The sequence below is a fragment of the Neorhizobium sp. S3-V5DH genome (genome assembly GCF_004343065.1).
GTDB classification, from domain to species: Bacteria; Pseudomonadota; Alphaproteobacteria; order Rhizobiales; family Rhizobiaceae; genus Neorhizobium; species Neorhizobium huautlense.
In genome coordinates this window covers 1-15,367 of the sequence record NZ_SMCL01000015.1, presented here as the reverse complement: position 1 = coordinate 15,367, position 15,367 = coordinate 1, and the positions used below count along the sequence as shown (strand labels likewise).

At 59.6% G+C, this 15,367-nt stretch carries 13 protein-coding genes and 1 tRNA gene; 3 read left to right on the top strand and 11 right to left on the bottom strand.

Annotated elements, in window-relative coordinates; translation table 11 throughout:
• Positions 1-135: 135 nt before the first annotated feature.
• The 7 genes from EDE09_RS19030 to EDE09_RS19000 all read right to left on the bottom strand — a co-directional run bounded on the left by EDE09_RS19030 (position 136) and on the right by EDE09_RS19000 (position 7,037).
• Positions 136-211, bottom strand: a tRNA-Lys gene (locus EDE09_RS19030).
• Positions 212-439: 228 nt separating this feature from the next.
• Entirely contained in the window at positions 440-1,357 is a 918-nt protein-coding gene (locus EDE09_RS19025) for a PhzF family phenazine biosynthesis protein (protein WP_112796540.1), read from the bottom strand.
• 62 nt (positions 1,358-1,419) lie between these two features.
• On the bottom strand, positions 1,420-2,172 hold the full coding sequence (locus EDE09_RS19020) for an NUDIX hydrolase (RefSeq protein WP_112796538.1): 753 nt from the start codon (positions 2,170-2,172) through the stop codon (positions 1,420-1,422).
• Complete coding sequence (locus tag EDE09_RS19015; protein ID WP_105373515.1) at positions 2,169-3,278, bottom strand: endonuclease/exonuclease/phosphatase family protein; 1,110 nt, start codon at positions 3,276-3,278, stop codon at positions 2,169-2,171. Before EDE09_RS19015 ends, EDE09_RS19020 begins: the two co-directional genes overlap by 4 nt.
• Before the next feature lie 52 nt (positions 3,279-3,330).
• A complete protein-coding gene (locus tag EDE09_RS19010; protein WP_112796534.1) occupies positions 3,331-4,359 on the bottom strand; it encodes an ABC transporter ATP-binding protein in 1,029 nt (342 codons plus the stop codon).
• Positions 4,347-6,041, bottom strand: coding sequence for an iron ABC transporter permease (locus EDE09_RS19005; RefSeq protein ID WP_132412423.1), 1,695 nt, complete (start codon positions 6,039-6,041; stop codon positions 4,347-4,349). Before EDE09_RS19005 ends, EDE09_RS19010 begins: the two co-directional genes overlap by 13 nt.
• Before the next feature lie 12 nt (positions 6,042-6,053).
• A complete protein-coding gene (locus EDE09_RS19000) occupies positions 6,054-7,037 on the bottom strand; it encodes an ABC transporter substrate-binding protein (RefSeq protein WP_112796530.1) in 984 nt (327 codons plus the stop codon).
• 240 nt (positions 7,038-7,277) lie between these two features.
• Here EDE09_RS19000 and EDE09_RS18995 point away from each other — a divergent pair, with 240 nt between their 5' ends.
• Positions 7,278-9,179 carry a hypothetical protein gene (locus tag EDE09_RS18995; RefSeq protein ID WP_112796527.1) on the top strand — a complete coding sequence of 634 codons (1,902 nt, stop codon included), beginning with the start codon at positions 7,278-7,280 and terminating at the stop codon, positions 9,177-9,179.
• Between the two features lie 66 nt (positions 9,180-9,245).
• On the opposite strand, the gene EDE09_RS18990 is transcribed toward EDE09_RS18995, so the two are convergent.
• Complete coding sequence (locus EDE09_RS18990; protein WP_112796525.1) at positions 9,246-10,472, bottom strand: PLP-dependent aminotransferase family protein; 1,227 nt, start codon at positions 10,470-10,472, stop codon at positions 9,246-9,248.
• 199 nt (positions 10,473-10,671) lie between these two features.
• Here EDE09_RS18990 and EDE09_RS18985 point away from each other — a divergent pair, with 199 nt between their 5' ends.
• Positions 10,672-11,124 carry an RbsD/FucU family protein gene (locus EDE09_RS18985; RefSeq protein ID WP_132412421.1) on the top strand — a complete coding sequence of 151 codons (453 nt, stop codon included), beginning with the start codon at positions 10,672-10,674 and terminating at the stop codon, positions 11,122-11,124.
• 57 nt (positions 11,125-11,181) lie between these two features.
• Here the strand turns inward: EDE09_RS18985 and ilvC are convergent, their stop codons facing one another.
• The 3 genes from ilvC to EDE09_RS18970 form a co-directional block, all read right to left on the bottom strand.
• Complete coding sequence (ilvC, locus tag EDE09_RS18980) at positions 11,182-12,201, bottom strand: ketol-acid reductoisomerase (protein ID WP_105373521.1); 1,020 nt, start codon at positions 12,199-12,201, stop codon at positions 11,182-11,184.
• Positions 12,202-12,240: 39 nt separating this feature from the next.
• A complete protein-coding gene (locus tag EDE09_RS18975) occupies positions 12,241-12,894 on the bottom strand; it encodes a TetR/AcrR family transcriptional regulator (protein ID WP_112796521.1) in 654 nt (217 codons plus the stop codon).
• Between the two features lie 200 nt (positions 12,895-13,094).
• Entirely contained in the window at positions 13,095-13,997 is a 903-nt protein-coding gene (locus EDE09_RS18970; protein WP_112796519.1) for an AraC family transcriptional regulator, read from the bottom strand.
• Between the two features lie 188 nt (positions 13,998-14,185).
• On the opposite strand from EDE09_RS18970, the gene EDE09_RS18965 reads away from it, so the two are divergent.
• Positions 14,186-15,232 carry an NAD(P)-dependent alcohol dehydrogenase gene (locus EDE09_RS18965; protein ID WP_112796673.1) on the top strand — a complete coding sequence of 349 codons (1,047 nt, stop codon included), beginning with the start codon at positions 14,186-14,188 and terminating at the stop codon, positions 15,230-15,232.
• Positions 15,233-15,367 lie beyond the last annotated feature (135 nt).

Genomic DNA, 15,367 nt, shown 5'->3' with positions numbered 1-15,367 from the left:
CATAAAAGGTTTACGCTCCAAATGCCGGCCCAGGCCTCTCGGTTCCGCTTAAAAAAGCGAAATGGACCAAGGTCTGATTCACGGATGATTACACCGCGAAATCGTGCTCTACCCTCAAACCGTTGTCAGAAAGAATGGTGGGTGATGTAGGGCTCGAACCTACGACCCGCTGATTAAGAGTCAGCTGCTCTACCAACTGAGCTAATCACCCAAGAACCGACTGTTGCGAGGCGTCCTCGCCAGCGGTGTGAGGGCGTATAAAGGGGAACTTCCGGCTTGTCCAGCGCTCCTGCGAAAATTATTTGCCCGAGCAGCCAAAAAATCATTGCAGGTGAAACCTGCAGGCGTCCGAGTTAGGCCCAATTCCTTCTCAACAGACAAATGGAAACCCTTTCAACGGGTTAGTATCGGATGCGTCACCGTCGATAGATCAACCATATCAGATATCCAGATCACCTTCCGCAATCCTTACAGCCTGCCCGCCGATGCGGCCCCTTGCGATATCGCCGTCTTTCACATCGATATGCAGATGAAGGTAGGACGGCCTGCCCATCTCGATCCCCTGCTCCACCAAGATCGGATGGTGCCCGTCGGGAAGGGAATCGAAGTGGCGGATCGCACCCGACAGCGCCGCGACCGCCGCGCCCGTCGCCGGATCTTCCGAAATCCCCATATCCGGAGAAAACATGCGCGCGTGAAATTTCGCCTGGTGGTTTACGCCGCCGCGGCAATAGACATAGGCGGAAGCAAGTCCACCCTCGACAAACGGGGCAGCTTTCTCCCAAAGGGCCGGATCGAACTCGAGGTTGCGAACGACTCCGATATTGTGCAGTGGAATCATCACGAACGGAACGCCCGCGCTCCAGATCGAGGCGACGTGGTTCTCAAAGCCGATATCGCTCTGCTTGACGCTCAGCGCATCAGCCAGACCCTGCCGATCAAGCGGAAGATTGATCCGCTGTGATTTCCTGGGCAGGTCGAATTCTGCAAATCCAACCTCGCCCGCGCGCAGACGCACCGCGCAACGCACCGGCCCGACATTCTCCTCCAGCACGCAGACGAGATCCAAATCAACCTCGCCTGCGCGGTAGTCGCGCTCGGCAAGCGCGACCGCCGTGCCGACCGTCGGATGCCCGGCGAAAGGCAGCTCTCTGCCCGGCGTAAAGATGCGTAGCCGGGCGGCGTAGGCGGGATTTTCGGAAGGCTGCACAAAAACGGTTTCGGAAAGATTTATTTCCTTGGCTATGGCCTGCATGGTTTCATCTGCCAGACCGTCTGCGTCGAAAATTACTGCCAGCGGATTGCCGGAAAGCTTCTTATCGGTAAAGACGTCATAGATGCTGTAGCGACGCGCCAACGGAAACTCCCTCCATGATTCCGATCGCGTCAAACTGCCCGACCGGTTGGTCTCGCGCAACCCTATTCGGCAAGCGTTTGCCTCTCTCGGAAATACCAGTCGAGAACCGGCAGCATGCCGACGTTGTAGGGATGGGCGGCGTGATCTCCCGACCGGATCGCCACTGGTCCGGCAATTTCCTTGTCTTCGGCAACCTGCATATGCCGCTCGATCCGGGCGATCATCTCATCCGCCGTCAGTGCAAAACGGAAAAGGCGAAACAACGTCACCGCCCGATGAAAATGAGCCACATAATATCCGTGGCTTACCTTTGCGTCCTGCAGATCTATCCCCGTCTCTTCCAGCACTTCGCGCCGCATGTTGCGCTCCGGATCGCAGAAACCGTCCACGACGTCCTCCGGTTCGAAGGAGCCGCAGGCAAAATAGACCATGCCCGCATTGGCGGTATGCTCACCCATCCGAATGGCAACCAAGGCACCATCGGACGATTCCAGAACCGGATAGGCATAGATGTGAAGGCCACCGTGCCGTTCCGGCTGCTTTCGCCACCAGAGGAAAGTGGAGAAAGGAACGATGTGCCCTTCGCTGAAAAGACCATCCCACTCCAGACCTATACGCCGCTGCAGAATCATCCGGCCATCGAAGAGCGCCGGTTTGGCCGCGACCTCCCGCACCCAGTTTTCGGCAGCAGCCTCGCGTTCGGCAATATGGAAAGGATGATTGCCTGTGAGGACGCGCATCTGGACACTTTTCACGTGAAAGACGGTCCTCTCCCGCGGCCAGCCGCAAAAATCTTCGGAAAGGCCGGCGGTCATGCGATCTCCAGCGTCATCACGAGGGGACAATGGTCGGAAGCCTTCGGCCGATCCCAGCCGATCCGCGGGAAGCGCTGCACCTCCTGGCCAGGAGGAAAAACCGTGCGATAGGGTTGCCCACCTCTGACAATCTCCGGAATTACGTCCTGGTTGCGCTCCGCAAGCGCCGGCGATAGCCAGATATAATCCAGCTGGCAAAGATGCTGCTCTTCCGGACCACGGGCATGATAGAGGGTCCAGCGATCCATCACATCCCGCCGCTGCACGGGATTGATGGCAAAACCGTCGTCGGTGAAGACGTCGAGGGCGCTGACCACCTCCTGCCGCGGCTCGAACCGGTAACCCTCGCGCCGGGTGCCGATCACCTGCACTTTTTCCTGGTAGTCGTTCATATCGCCGCAGATTGCGAAATTCTTGTCCGCTGTCCGTCCCGTGCCGAAGCGACGTTCAACGATATGGCGAACCGCTTTTGCCTCTGCGACGCGGATTGCCATGGTGCCGGTACGTCCGTCGCCGTTGTCGCGGGCGCTGCTCATGGATTTGAAGTGGACGACGTAAAGCGAAAAAGGCCTGCCGCCGATCTTCAGATCGAGTTCCAGGCAATCCCGCTTGAAGATCTTGTCGTGCGGCTGGTTGGTCAGCGCCAGGTCGCCATTGAACAGGTCGAGATCCTGATAAGTCAACATCGCGTGGCTGCGCACATCGACAACCTCGATCTTCTCTCCATCGCGCGTCTCCTCGCGCATCAGTACCGCCACATCGATTCCGCGGGAATCGTTCCCCTCGACAAGGTACTTCTGGCGGTAGCCGTTACCGACCATGCGGTAGAGGTAGCCGTATTCGAATGCCTGCAGCGCCGGCATATTGTCGACCTCCTGCAAGCAGAGGATGTCGGCATCGGCTTCCGCAATGGCAAGGGCCGAAAGCTGGCGCGTGTCATCCGTCTCTGCGATCTGGCGGGCCTGTTCGAGCTGATTATAAATCGCCTTGTCCTGCACCTCGTAGAGCCTGAGCACGCGATCCTGGCGAAGCTGATTGCGCCAACCTGAGAAATCGAATCTGGTCATCAGGTTTTCGATGTTGAACGTGCCGAGACGCAGCGCCATCCGGAGGTTTCCCTATTCCTGTCAGCACCATAACGAGACGTTTGCCGAATGGCTACAGCCGCCAGGCCGAATGGATCGCAACCTCAAGCACGTCCCCCGCCTTCGCCGGCTGGCGGCTGAAGGCGCGCAAAGTCTGGCCGTCCGGCAGGGCAAGGCGCAACGCGTACCGTTCACCCTCGAACAAGACGGAAAGCACGGTAGCCGGAATACCGTTCGGCACGACTTCGACATCCTGCGGACGCACGAGCACATCGGCGGCCGGTCCGCTGCGGGACTTCGCCAGCATCGCCTGCATCGCAGGCCAGTCCAGAAGGCGCTTGTCATCATGCGGTGATGCAAGCGACAGGACCGCCCCTTGTCCGACCAAGCCACCGACGAGCCGGCCTTCCGGCCGTGCATAGATCTCTTCCGGCGTTGCCACCTGCAGCAGCCGTCCTTCCGACATGACAGCCACATCCGTGGCCAGCGCCATGGCTTCCGCCTGGTCGTGAGTGACATAGATCATCGTTGCACCCGAGCGGGCATGGAACTCGCGAAAGGTCTCCTCCATCTCCTGGCGCAGATGCCGGTCGAGATTAGCGAGCGGTTCATCGAGCAGAACCACGTCAGGTTCCGTAACCAGGCAACGGGCCAGCGCGACGCGCTGCCGCTGTCCGCCGGAAAGATCGGCGGGGCGGCGATCGGCGTAGCTTTCCAGCCGGACGGCTGCAAGCGCCTCCGCGACCTTGCGCTGTCGCTTCTCCCTGGAGACGCCGCGCACCTTGAGCGGAAAGCCGACATTTTCGGTGACGCTCATATGCGGCCAGAGCGCGTAGGACTGGAAGACCATCGCCATGTTGCGGTGCTCAGGTGGCACCATCTCGCCAGCGTCCGCCAGCACGCGTTCGCCAAGCAGGATGGAACCGTCAGTCGGCTGTTCGAAACCCGCAATCATCCGCAGAACCGTCGTCTTGCCGCAACCGGATGGCCCGAGCAGCGCCAGGAAGCCGCCTTCCCTTACGGTCAGCGACACGTCGTTGACCGCAGGTCTGCCGCCCATTTCGAATGACTTCGAGAGGCGGTTCAGGATCAGCTTCGCCACGGCACCACACCTTTCGGCAATCGTTTCGCCATCAGTTCCAACACGATCATCATCGCCACCACCATGACCACCACGAGCACGGAAAGCGCCGACGCGAGATTAAAACTTCCGCTGTCATCGAGATTGTAGATCGCCACGCCGAGCGTCTGCGTGCCCGCCGACCAGAGAAGCGCAGAGATCGTCAACTCGTTGCAGGCGATCAGAAAAACGAGGATCACCGAGGCACCAGCTGCTGGAGCCACGAGCGGCACGAGGATGTCTCTGAGCCGGCGGCCGAAGCCGGCGCCGGCAAGCCTTGCCGCCTCCTCGAGCGACGGATCGACCTGGCGGAATGCGCTGACAACCGGTTTCAAGCTTACAGCGAAGAAGCTTGAGAAATAGGCGATCAGGATGATCCAGATTGTTCCGTAAATGGAGACGCCAATGATCGGGATAGGCGCGGCAAAGAGCAGGATGAAGGCAACCGCTAGCACGATGCCCGGCAGTGCATAGGGAATTTCGGCCAGTGCCGATATGACACGGGTAAAGCGGCTTTTTCCTCGCACGAGGAAATAGCCGGTGAGCACTGTCACCACAAGGAGACCGAAGGCCGTGCCAAGCGAGAGACCGATCGAATTGGTGAAGGCGGTGCGCGTCACCGCCTGCCGGAAGAGAATTTCCCGATAAGCGTGAAGCGTAGCGGTCGAGGTGCTCAACGGCACTCCATAGGCAGGCGCCAGGGAGCTGGCGACGAGAGCCGTCAAAGGCATGAAAAGGATCACGAAGATCGTCAGCCAGAGTCCCAGTTCCGCCGTCCGGCGCCAACTCCCCAACCGGAAGACCGCGACTTGGCCCGAAAGGCCGATGACGCGATAGTCGCGTCCACGCAGCACCCTTTCCTCAACGGCAAGACCAGCGATCGACAGGATGGCGATAAGCGCGGATAGAAGAGAAACGTCTCCAAACGTGCCGGGACCGAAGCTTGCGAATTTCGAGTAGATGAGCGTCGGCAGCGTATAGATCGAGGCCGGGATGCCGAGGATCGCCGGGATGCCGAAATTGCCGACGCAGGACACGAAGGCAATCGCTGCTCCGGCCGTGAAGCCTGGTAGCGACAGCGGCAGGATGACATCTCTCAGCACCTGCCAGGACGATGCTCCGGCAAGCCTTGCAGCCTCCACCCCATCACGCGGCAAGGCTAGCAAGCCTGCTCTGAGCGAGAGATAGACGAGCGGTGCGTTCTGCACACCGTAGAGAAGCGCGATCCCCCCGATCGAATAGAGCGGCTGCGGCGAGCCGAGCGGCGGAGCGAGACCGATCGCCTTGAGGAGGGTGCTGGAAGGACCTGTCATGCCGATCCATGAGAGCGCCGTCACCTGCGGCGGGATCATCGTCGGCAGCATGAAAAGGAAGCCCAGCGCGGTCCTGCCGCGGATATCGAACAGCGTCAGCAACAACGCGAAGCCGCCACCGAGAAGCACAGCCGCGAGCATCCCGAAGAACGAGGTGAAGAGCGTATTATAGGCCGCCTGCCAGACCCCCGGATCGCCGAGCATCTGACGAGCGCCACCCTGCATGGCGGAAGCGATGCCGGTCACGGCCAGCCGCCCGAGCGGCAGCGCGCTGAGAAAGAAGATCACAGTTATGACAAAAGGAAACAGCCAGCGTGGCTGGCTGTTTCCCCGATGTGAGGCTCGCGTCATAAGGCGCTTATATCAGCCTTTGATGCCAAAGATATCCGAGAAGGTTTTGACGTCCTTCTCAGAGTTTTTCAGAGCTTCCGACGCCTTAATCGGCAGCACCTTGATCTGGTCGCGCGGCGGGTAGCCGGCCGGCAGATCGACACCCTTGCGAGCCGGAATGTAGCCGAGCTTTGCCGCGACCTTTTGACCGTTTTCGGACAGAAGATAGTCGATGAATTTCTTGGCAGCGTCCGCATGTTTGGTGGAAGCAAGGATTGCAGCCGGTTCGGTGACGGCGGAAACACCTTCCTTGGGGAAGACGAACTCGACCGGCGCGCCCTTGGCCTTTTCACGGATCGGCAGATAATCCACGACCACACCGTAGGCCTTCTCGCCGGAGGCGACGGACTTCAGGACCGCACCATTGCCGCCGGCAGCGATCGCGCCATTCGTCTTGAGCTGCGTGTAATAATTCCAGCCAAGATCCTGAACGCCTGCGAGCGTCTGGGCGTGAATCAACGCGGCACCGGATGCAAGCGGGCTTGGCATGGCGATCAGGCCCTTGGCTTCGGGCTTTGCGAGATCCGCCCAGCTCGTCGGCTTCATCGCGGCCTGGGTGTTGTACATAATGCCGGTGGTGATCAGCTTGGTGGAGTGGTAATAGCCATCGGCATCGTAGAGGCTCGGATCAAAATTGGCGGCTTCCGGCGACTTGTAGGCCAACAGCTGGCCAGCCTGCTTCATCCGCTCGAGAGTAACGGTATCGGCGATCAGAAGAACATCGGCGGCCGGGTTGCCGGCCTGGATCTCAGCATTCAGCTTGGCCATTATCTGCGGTGTCCCGTCGCGCACCCACTGCACGTCGAGCCCCGGATTGGCAGCCTTGAAACCATCAATGGTCGCCTGGGCGTCCTCGTTCGGCTGGCTTGTATAAACCACGAGATCGGCGGCCTCGGCAGCACCGGCAAGCATGCCGAAAGCCACGAGGGCCGTGAAAGCGGAGAGAAGGTTTTTCATCGGGGCGTCCCTGTTCGAAGATAAGCGGCGGACGATAAGCATTCCAGATTGACAGCCATGTGACAGCTTTGGAGAAACTTCAAGCTTTCACCGCACCAACCTCCAATTCCGCCGCAACCGCGGAAATTTACTTTATCAATACTTTTCCTGTGGCGAGGCTTCATACCGAGGTCACTCGCAATTGTATTCATTCACAAATCCTGCCATGCCCTGCATGGGGTAATATTGCGGGGGCACAAGATGAAAAGTCGCGAGCACTGGGGCGCACGGCTGCGCTATGAGTTCGACAAGAGCATGGCGGGAGGCGCGATCGCGCTGATCGGCTGGCTGGCACTGATTTCGCTGATCGTCATCATCCTGGCCGGTCTTTTCCTCTCGTTGACGGGCATCGCACCGGAAGGCGGAGAGCCGATGGGTTTCATCGAGGGCGCGTGGGAATCGCTGATGCGCACCTTCGACGCAGGCACTATGGGCGCCGACCAGGGCTGGAACTTCCGCCTCATAATGCTGCTGGTAACGCTCGCGGGGATCTTCGTCTTCTCCGCGCTTATCGGTGTCATCAGTTCCGGTCTCGAAGAAAAGCTGAGCGAGTTGCGCAAGGGCCGCTCCCGCGTGCTCGAAACCGAACATACGATCATCCTCAACTGGTCGCCGTCCATTTTCGACGTCATCTCCGAGCTGATCATCGCCAACCAGAGCCGCCGCAATCCGCGCATCGTCATAATGGCGAACAAGGATAAGGTGGAGATGGAGGACGAGATCGCCGCCAAGATCGCCGACCGCAAGAACACCAAGATCATCTGCCGCAGCGGCGATCCGACCGATCTCTATGATCTCGGCATCGTGAACCCGCAGACATCCCGTTCGATCATCGTTCTCTCGCCGGATGGTGACGATGCCGACTCGCAGGTGATCAAGACCGTTTTGGCATTGGTAAATGATCCAAACCGGCGACCGGAAAAATACATGATTGCCGCCGAAATCCGCGATGCCGACAATGCGGAAGTCGCGCGCATCGTCGGCGGCGGGGAAATGCAGCTCGTCCTTGCCGACGATCTTATCGCCCGCATTGTCGTCCATACCAGTCGCCAGGCCGGTTTGAGTGCCGTCTATTCGGAACTTCTCGATTTTGATGGCTGCGAAATCTATACGCTCGACCAGCCGGATATTGTCGGCAAATCCTTCGGCAATGCCGTGCTTGCCTACGACAACAGCACCCTCATCGGCCTTTGCGACAAGGACGGTGCAATCCATCTCAATCCTAACCCCAACCGGATAATCGCGCCCGGCGAGCGTGCCGTGATCATTTCGGAAGATGACGCCTCGATCAGAACCTGGTCCGGGGACATGGGCATCGACAAGAATGCCATCCGGCCGATCATCAAGCGTGGCAAGACGGCGGAGCGCACCCTCATCCTCGGCTGGAACCGCCGCGGGCCGATCATTGCGTCAGAGCTTGCCCGTTACGTGGCGCCCGGCTCGCAGCTGACGATCGCGGCTGATACGGCGGAATTCGAAAGCGAGGTCGCGGCCCTGAAGCTCGACCCCGCCCTCCTGAGCGTCCGACCCCGGGTGATCGATACCAGCAGTCGCCGTGCACTGGACAACCTCGATATCCCGTCGTTCGACCATGTCCTGGTGCTCGGCTACAGCGATGACATGACTGCGCAGTCAGCCGACACGCGTACGCTCATCACACTCCTGCAGCTACGCAAGATCGGCGAAAGAGCCGACAAACATATCAGCGTGGTCAGTGAGATGATCGATGTGCGCAACCGCGAACTTGCCGAAGTCACCCGCGCAGAAGATTTTGTCGTCAGCAACAAGCTGGTCAGCCTCATGCTCGCCCAGGCTTCGGAAAACGAATCCATGGCCGCGATCTTCGACGAGTTGCTGGATGAGGCAGGATCGGAAATCTACATGCGGCCTATGAGCGACTACGTGGATATCTCAAAGCCCCTGAATTTCTTCACCGTGGGTCTCGCCGCCCTGCGCCGCGGCGAAGTCGCGCTTGGCTATCGCCGCCAGCGGGCGGATGACCCGGATATCCGCAATCTCGGTGGCGTTGTCGTTAATCCGAACAGGTCAGAGAAAATCACCTACACCGACAGCGACATGCTTATCGTGCTGGCCGCCGACTAATCGGACAGCCGAAGAAACCAAAGAGCCTGCCGTTCCGCGGCAGGCTTTTCCCCAAGGACTGGGCGGTCAGGCCGCTGCCCGGATTGCATTGGAAATCAGGCGGCCGAGCCGCTTGATACCTTCTTCGATCATCGCCTCGTCGGCGCAGGAGAAGCTCATGCGCAACGTGTTGGCATTGCTGCCATCCGCATAGAATGCCTTGCCCGGAACGAAGGCGACCTTTTCCGTGGCGATCGATTTCGCCAAGAGTTCGGCGCCGTCCATGCCTTCCGGCAGGGTGACCCACACGAACATGCCGCCTTCCGGGCGCGTCCAGGTGGCGGTCTTCGGCATATACTTGTCGAGTGCCGCCAGCATTGCATCGCGGCGCTTGCTGTAGACGGCCTTGATCTTGGCGACCTGGGCGTCGAAACCGCGCGAGGCAACGTGCTCGATGGCGATCTGGTTGATCGTCGAGGAATGCAGGTCGGCCGCCTGCTTCATCAGCACAAGCTTGCGGATGACCGGCATCGCTGCAACCACGAAACCGACGCGCAGGCCCGGCGCCAGCGTTTTGGAGAAGCTGCCGGTATAGATCGTCCGGGTATTTTCGATGCCGCCCTTTCGCGCGATATCAAGCGCCATGATCGGCGGAATGGCCTGCCCGTCATAACGAAGATGCTGGTAGGCGGCATCCTCAATGATTGCGATATCGAGCTCGTCGGCAAGCGCAAGCAGCTTTTCGCGCCCGGCCAGGTCGATCGTCTCGCCGGTCGGATTGGAAAAATCGGCCGAAAGATAAGCGAACTTGACGCCGCCGCCCAACTTGGCCGCAGTGTCGCGATAGGCCTCCGGCGTGCGATTGCCATTCAGCGACAGCTGGTCATAGTTCGGCTCGTAGGCATTAAAGGCCGAAAGCGCACCGAGATAGGTCGGCCAGGTGACCAGAGCCGTATCGTTCGGCGACAAGAAGAGCTTGCCGAGATAATCGAGCGCCTGCTGCGAACCGGACGTGATGAAGACATTGTCAGGTGTGCAATCGATGCCGATCCTGGCGACGTCGCGGGCGATCCATTCGCGCAGCGGCTTATAGCCTTCGCTGACCGAATACTGCAGCGCCGAGCCGACTTGCGCACTGGAAAAAATGTCCGAATAAGCTTCCTTGAACGCTACGTCTGGAAACAGCGCCGGATCTGGAATGCCGCCTGCGAAAGAGATGATGTCGGGTTGGTCGAGCAGCTTCAGCAATTCCCGGATTTCCGAAGCACGCATGCGGCCGGAGCGCGTCGCGAAGATATGTTCCCAATCAAGCACGGAATGTTTCCTCTTATTTCAACCTTATATGTCCGATCTTTACACAAAGATCGATAGGTCAGCAATACTGACCTATCGGGTTTTTCCCGGTTTTCTCTTGTTTAGCATTGCCCGAACGCGCTTGCCAGAAGAGGCAAGAAAAGAGAGGTTCCGACTGTCTGACTCACAAGGATTCAGACAGCTCTAGAGGAGGGAAAACATGCTCAAGAACATGGATCCGGCGTTGAACGCCGATGTGCTTCACGCCCTGCGTTCGATGGGACATGCAGACACCTTGGCGGTGGTGGACACAAATTTCCCGGCCGACGCGATTGCGCGGCAGACGACGCTGGGCAGGCTGCTCAGGATGGACAACATTTCCGCTGCCCGAGCGATGCAGGCGATCCTCTCCGTGCTGCCCCTCGACACGCCGCTGCAGCCAGCCGTTGGTCGAATGGAGGTCATGGGGGCTCCTGACGAGATCCCGGCACCGCAGCAGGAAGTACAGGCCGAAATCGACGCGGTCGAAGGCCAGTCAACGCCCATGTACGGCATCGAGCGCTTCGCCTTCTACGAACAGGCGAAGAAAGCCTATTGCGTCATCGCCACCGGTGAAACCCGCTTCTACGGCTGCTTCCTGCTGACGAAAGGCGTGGTACCGCCTGCCGGCTGAAAAAGGAAACGCCACGCATCAATGGCGATGCGTGGCGCAGTCTGAAAAGCGGAAAGCTTAGTTGACGGTCTTGTCGACCAGCTTGTTCTTGCCGATCCAGGGCATCATGCCGCGAAGCTTGGCGCCGACTTCTTCGATCTGATGGCTGTCGTTCATGCGGCGGATACCCTTGAAGCGGGCCATGCCGGAACGATATTCCTGCATCCACTCGGAGGTAAACTTGCCGGTCTGGATGTCCTTCAGGACGCGCTTCATTTCGGCCTTGGTTTCTTCCGTGATGATGCGCGGACCGGTGACATACTCGCCCCACTCGGCCGTATTGGAGATCGAGTAGTTCATGTTGGCGATGCCGCCTTCATAGATCAGGTCGACGATCAGCTTCACTTCGTGCAGGCATTCGAAATAGGCCATTTCCGGCGCGTAACCGGCTTCGACCAGCGTCTCGAAGCCGGCGCGGATCAGTTCAACCAGACCGCCGCAGAGAACGACCTGTTCGCCGAAGAGGTCGGTTTCGCACTCTTCCTTGAAATTGGTTTCGATGATGCCCGAACGGCCGCCGCCGACGCCGCAGGCGTAGGAAAGCGCGAGCTCAAGCGCATTGCCGGATGCGTTCTGGTGAACGGCGACCAGGCACGGCACGCCGCCGCCCTTCTGGTATTCGCCGCGCACTGTGTGCCCTGGGCCTTTCGGGGCGATCATGACAACGTCTACCGAAGCCTTCGGCTCGATCAGGCCGAAGTGGACGTTGAGGCCGTGTGCAAATGCGATTGCAGCGCCATCGCGGATGTTCGGAGCGATCTCCGACTTGTAGATGTCGGCCTGCAATTCGTCAGGCGTCGCCATCATCAACAGGTCGCCCCACTTGGCGGCTTCGGAAACGGTCATCACCTTGAAGCCGTCGGCTTCCGCCTTCTTGATCGTGGCGGAACCGGCCTTCAGAGCGATCGCGACATTGTTCGCACCGGAATCCTTGAGGTTCAGCGCATGGGCGCGACCTTGGGAGCCGTAGCCGACGATGACGACATTCTTCGCCTTGATGAGATTGAGATCGGCATCACGATCGTAATAAACGCGCATTGTATGTTCCTTCCCTATGCGTGTGGGTTTGTTAATGGGTTATCGTCCCGCGGAAATGCCGAGCGTTTCCGCCGATTGTTTTTGCGTGCCGTGAAGCGTCAGGAAGGCTTCCACCGCCTTCTGCGCCTGGCGCGCATTGTCCTTGAGGCCCGGCTCGCCGAGCAGCATGCGCACATGCAGGTCTGACACGATCAGTCCATAAAGGGTGTGGTATGCGCTATCAGCATTGTCGAAACGCAGGAGCCCTGCCCGCTTGCCCTGCTCGATGAGCGCAATCGCTCGACGGTCGATCTGGCGGCGACCATGTTCGATGAGGAGCTTGCCGAGCTTGGAGCCCTCGCGGCCCGCCTCCGCCTTGTTGATCTGGCCGATCGCCAACCGGTTAAGCGCCAGCGACACGTCGCCCGCCAGCACTTCCAAGAGGTCGCGCGCAAAGAGTTCGAGATGCTCGCGCAAAAGGTCCGCCGTCAGGCGCTCGCCGGAACGCTCGTAGGTGCGGACCTTGCTCGCCTGATGGGCAATCATTGCGGCAAGCAGCCCTTCACGGTCGCCAAACCACTTGTAGAGGCTTTCCTTCGAACAATTGGCGGCACGCGCCAGACCCGAAGTCGTCAACGCCTTCTCCCCACCCTCCACGAGCAGCCGAAGCGCCTGTTCCAGAACGGCGTTCTGGCGCGGCGTAAACTCAGGCATATTCGTAGCGTCGGGTCTCACGGCGATTTTCCTTTCAGTACCGTACGGTACGGTTCTGCCTATAAAGCATCCGACGCGATCGTCAAGCCCGTTCTTTGACGAGTCTCATCGAGGATGAAGGATTCTGCGCTGGATGTTCAGCTCCCTGTGTCGCAGCGACAAAGCGCTCGAATTCCCGGTTGATTGCAGGTCTCAGGTCTTTATTCCGCAGCAGCGAGGATCGCATCTACGTCCCTCAGTGGCGACACGCCGTAAAGGCGGCTGTATTCCCGGCTGAACTGCGATGGGCTCTGGTAACCGACCCGATGGCCGGCACTGCCGACATCGAGGCCTTCCAGAAGCATAAGCCGCCGAGCCTCGTGCAGGCGCAGCTTCTTCTGGAACTGCACCGGCGTCATCGCCGTCACCGATTTGAAATGGTGGTGGAGCGAAGACGGGCTCATTCCGACATGGTCTGCAAGGTCCTCGATCCGCAGCGTCCTGTGAAAATTGGCACGCAGCCAGGCAACCGCTCGGGCGATGCGGTTGCTGCGGCTTTCCGACGTCGCGATATGCAGCAGCCGCGGCCCATCCGGCCCGGAGAGCACCCGATAGATGACTTCCTCCTCGATGAGCGGCGCCATGGCCGCGATATCCTCCGGCCGGTCGAGCAGGCGAAGCAGCCGCGTCGCTGCGTCAAGCAGTTCGGGCGTTGCGACATTGGCGACGATGCCGCGCATAGCGTCGGTGCTGGAACTCGGTCGCGGAACGTCGACCCGCTCCAGAAGCGCGGAAAGCCTGCCCGGATCGATTGCGAGGACGAAACATAAATGCGGCGCCTCCGGGCTTGCGACCGTGACGCGCGATGTCACCGGCAATTCGATCGAGGTGAGAAGACAATCCCCGACGCCGTATGCGATTGTCTCGTCCCCGAGCTTCACGCTCTTGGTGCCTTGCAGCACCAGGCAGATGCAGGGCCGGTAATCCATATAGAGCGGCGCGGACGGGACCGACCGCCGGCCGAGCACGAGGTTTTCGATGGCCGTACACACCTCCCCGTCCTTCGGAACATGCCGTGCGGCAATTGAGGCCGCCTCGTGGTAGGGGTTGAAGGGCAGTGTCATCGAGACCTCCGATCAGCAAGTGAGTGCTTCCACTAAGCTGAATTAGACCTCCGAGCCAACAGGTTTGCCATCACTTTTGCAGGATCGTGCAAAAAGCTAGCAGGATCGCTCTAACGCTGTTGCACAGCCCGGAGGCATAGTCCGGCCGTCCAATTCCCCCTAAACCCAACAGATGAATGGAGCTTTCCATGGCTATCGCTAGAGGCTATGCAGCGACCGATGCGTCGAAACCCTTAACGCCTTTCACCTTCGAGCGCCGCGAACCGAATGACGACGACGTCGTCATCGACATCAAGTTCGCCGGCATCTGCCATTCGGACATCCACACCGTTCGCAATGAATGGAAGAACGCCGTCTATCCGATCGTGCCGGGCCACGAGATCGCCGGAATCGTGACTGCTGTCGGTTCGAAGGTCACCAAGTTCAAGGTCGGCGATCACGTCGGCGTAGGCTGCTTCGTCGATTCTTGCGTCGGCTGCGCTGCCCGTGACCTCGACAATGAACAATACATGCCGGGCCTCGTGCAGACCTATAACAGCGTCGATGCCGACGGCAAGACGGCGACCCAAGGCGGTTATTCCGACCACATCGTCGTCAAGGAAGGTTACGTCCTCTCTATCCCGGACAACCTGCCGCTCGACGCTTCCGCGCCTCTGCTCTGCGCCGGCATCACGCTTTATTCGCCGCTCAAGCACTGGGGTGCCGGTCCCGGCAAGAAGGTTGCGATCGTCGGCATGGGCGGACTTGGCCATATGGGCGTCAAGATTGGCTCAGCTATGGGTGCCGATATCACCGTACTCTCCCAATCGCTCTCCAAGAAGGAAGACGGCCTGAAGCTCGGCGCGAAAGAATACTACGCCACCAGCGACGCATCGACCTTCGAAAAGCTCGCCGGCACCTTCGACCTGATCATCTGCACTGTGTCCGCTGAAATCGATTGGAACGCCTATCTCGGCCTGCTGAAGGTCAATGGCACCATGGTCGTCGTCGGCGCTCCGGAAAATGCCATTCCGGTCCACGCCTTCTCGCTCATTCCCGGCCGGCGCAGCCTCGCCGGCTCCATGATCGGGTCGATCAAGGAAACCCAGGAAATGCTGGACTTCTGCGGCAAGCACAACATCGTGTCGGAGATCGAAAAGATCAACATCCAGGATGTCAACGAAGCCTATGAACGCGTCCTGAGGAGCGACGTCCGTTACCGCTTCGTCATCGACATCGCCTCGCTGGCCGCCTGAGACAAAAAAGTCGAAACGGGAAGGGCGGTCCGCGGACCGCCCTTATACATTGAGAGGCCGGAGCGTCTGTTATGATGCTCCGGCCTCGTTTGTCATTGGGGTGATCGCAACACCGCAATGGCTGAGGGCAAAGCG

Coding starts and splice junctions, on each gene's coding strand:
- EDE09_RS19015 (WP_105373515.1), bottom strand. CDS start 3,278: ATGGCGCTGCGTCTCGGCACGTTCAACATCGAAAACCTGATGACCAGA.
- EDE09_RS18970 (WP_112796519.1), bottom strand. CDS start 13,997: ATGACACTGCCCTTCAACCCCTACCACGAGGCGGCCTCAATTGCCGCA.
- EDE09_RS19020 (WP_112796538.1), bottom strand. CDS start 2,172: ATGACCGCCGGCCTTTCCGAAGATTTTTGCGGCTGGCCGCGGGAGAGG.
- EDE09_RS18995 (WP_112796527.1), top strand. CDS start 7,278: ATGAAAAGTCGCGAGCACTGGGGCGCACGGCTGCGCTATGAGTTCGAC.
- EDE09_RS18985 (WP_132412421.1), top strand. CDS start 10,672: ATGCTCAAGAACATGGATCCGGCGTTGAACGCCGATGTGCTTCACGCC.
- EDE09_RS19000 (WP_112796530.1), bottom strand. CDS start 7,037: ATGAAAAACCTTCTCTCCGCTTTCACGGCCCTCGTGGCTTTCGGCATG.
- EDE09_RS19005 (WP_132412423.1), bottom strand. CDS start 6,041: ATGACGCGAGCCTCACATCGGGGAAACAGCCAGCCACGCTGGCTGTTT.
- ilvC (WP_105373521.1), bottom strand. CDS start 12,201: ATGCGCGTTTATTACGATCGTGATGCCGATCTCAATCTCATCAAGGCG.
- EDE09_RS18975 (WP_112796521.1), bottom strand. CDS start 12,894: ATGCCTGAGTTTACGCCGCGCCAGAACGCCGTTCTGGAACAGGCGCTT.
- EDE09_RS18965 (WP_112796673.1), top strand. CDS start 14,186: ATGGCTATCGCTAGAGGCTATGCAGCGACCGATGCGTCGAAACCCTTA.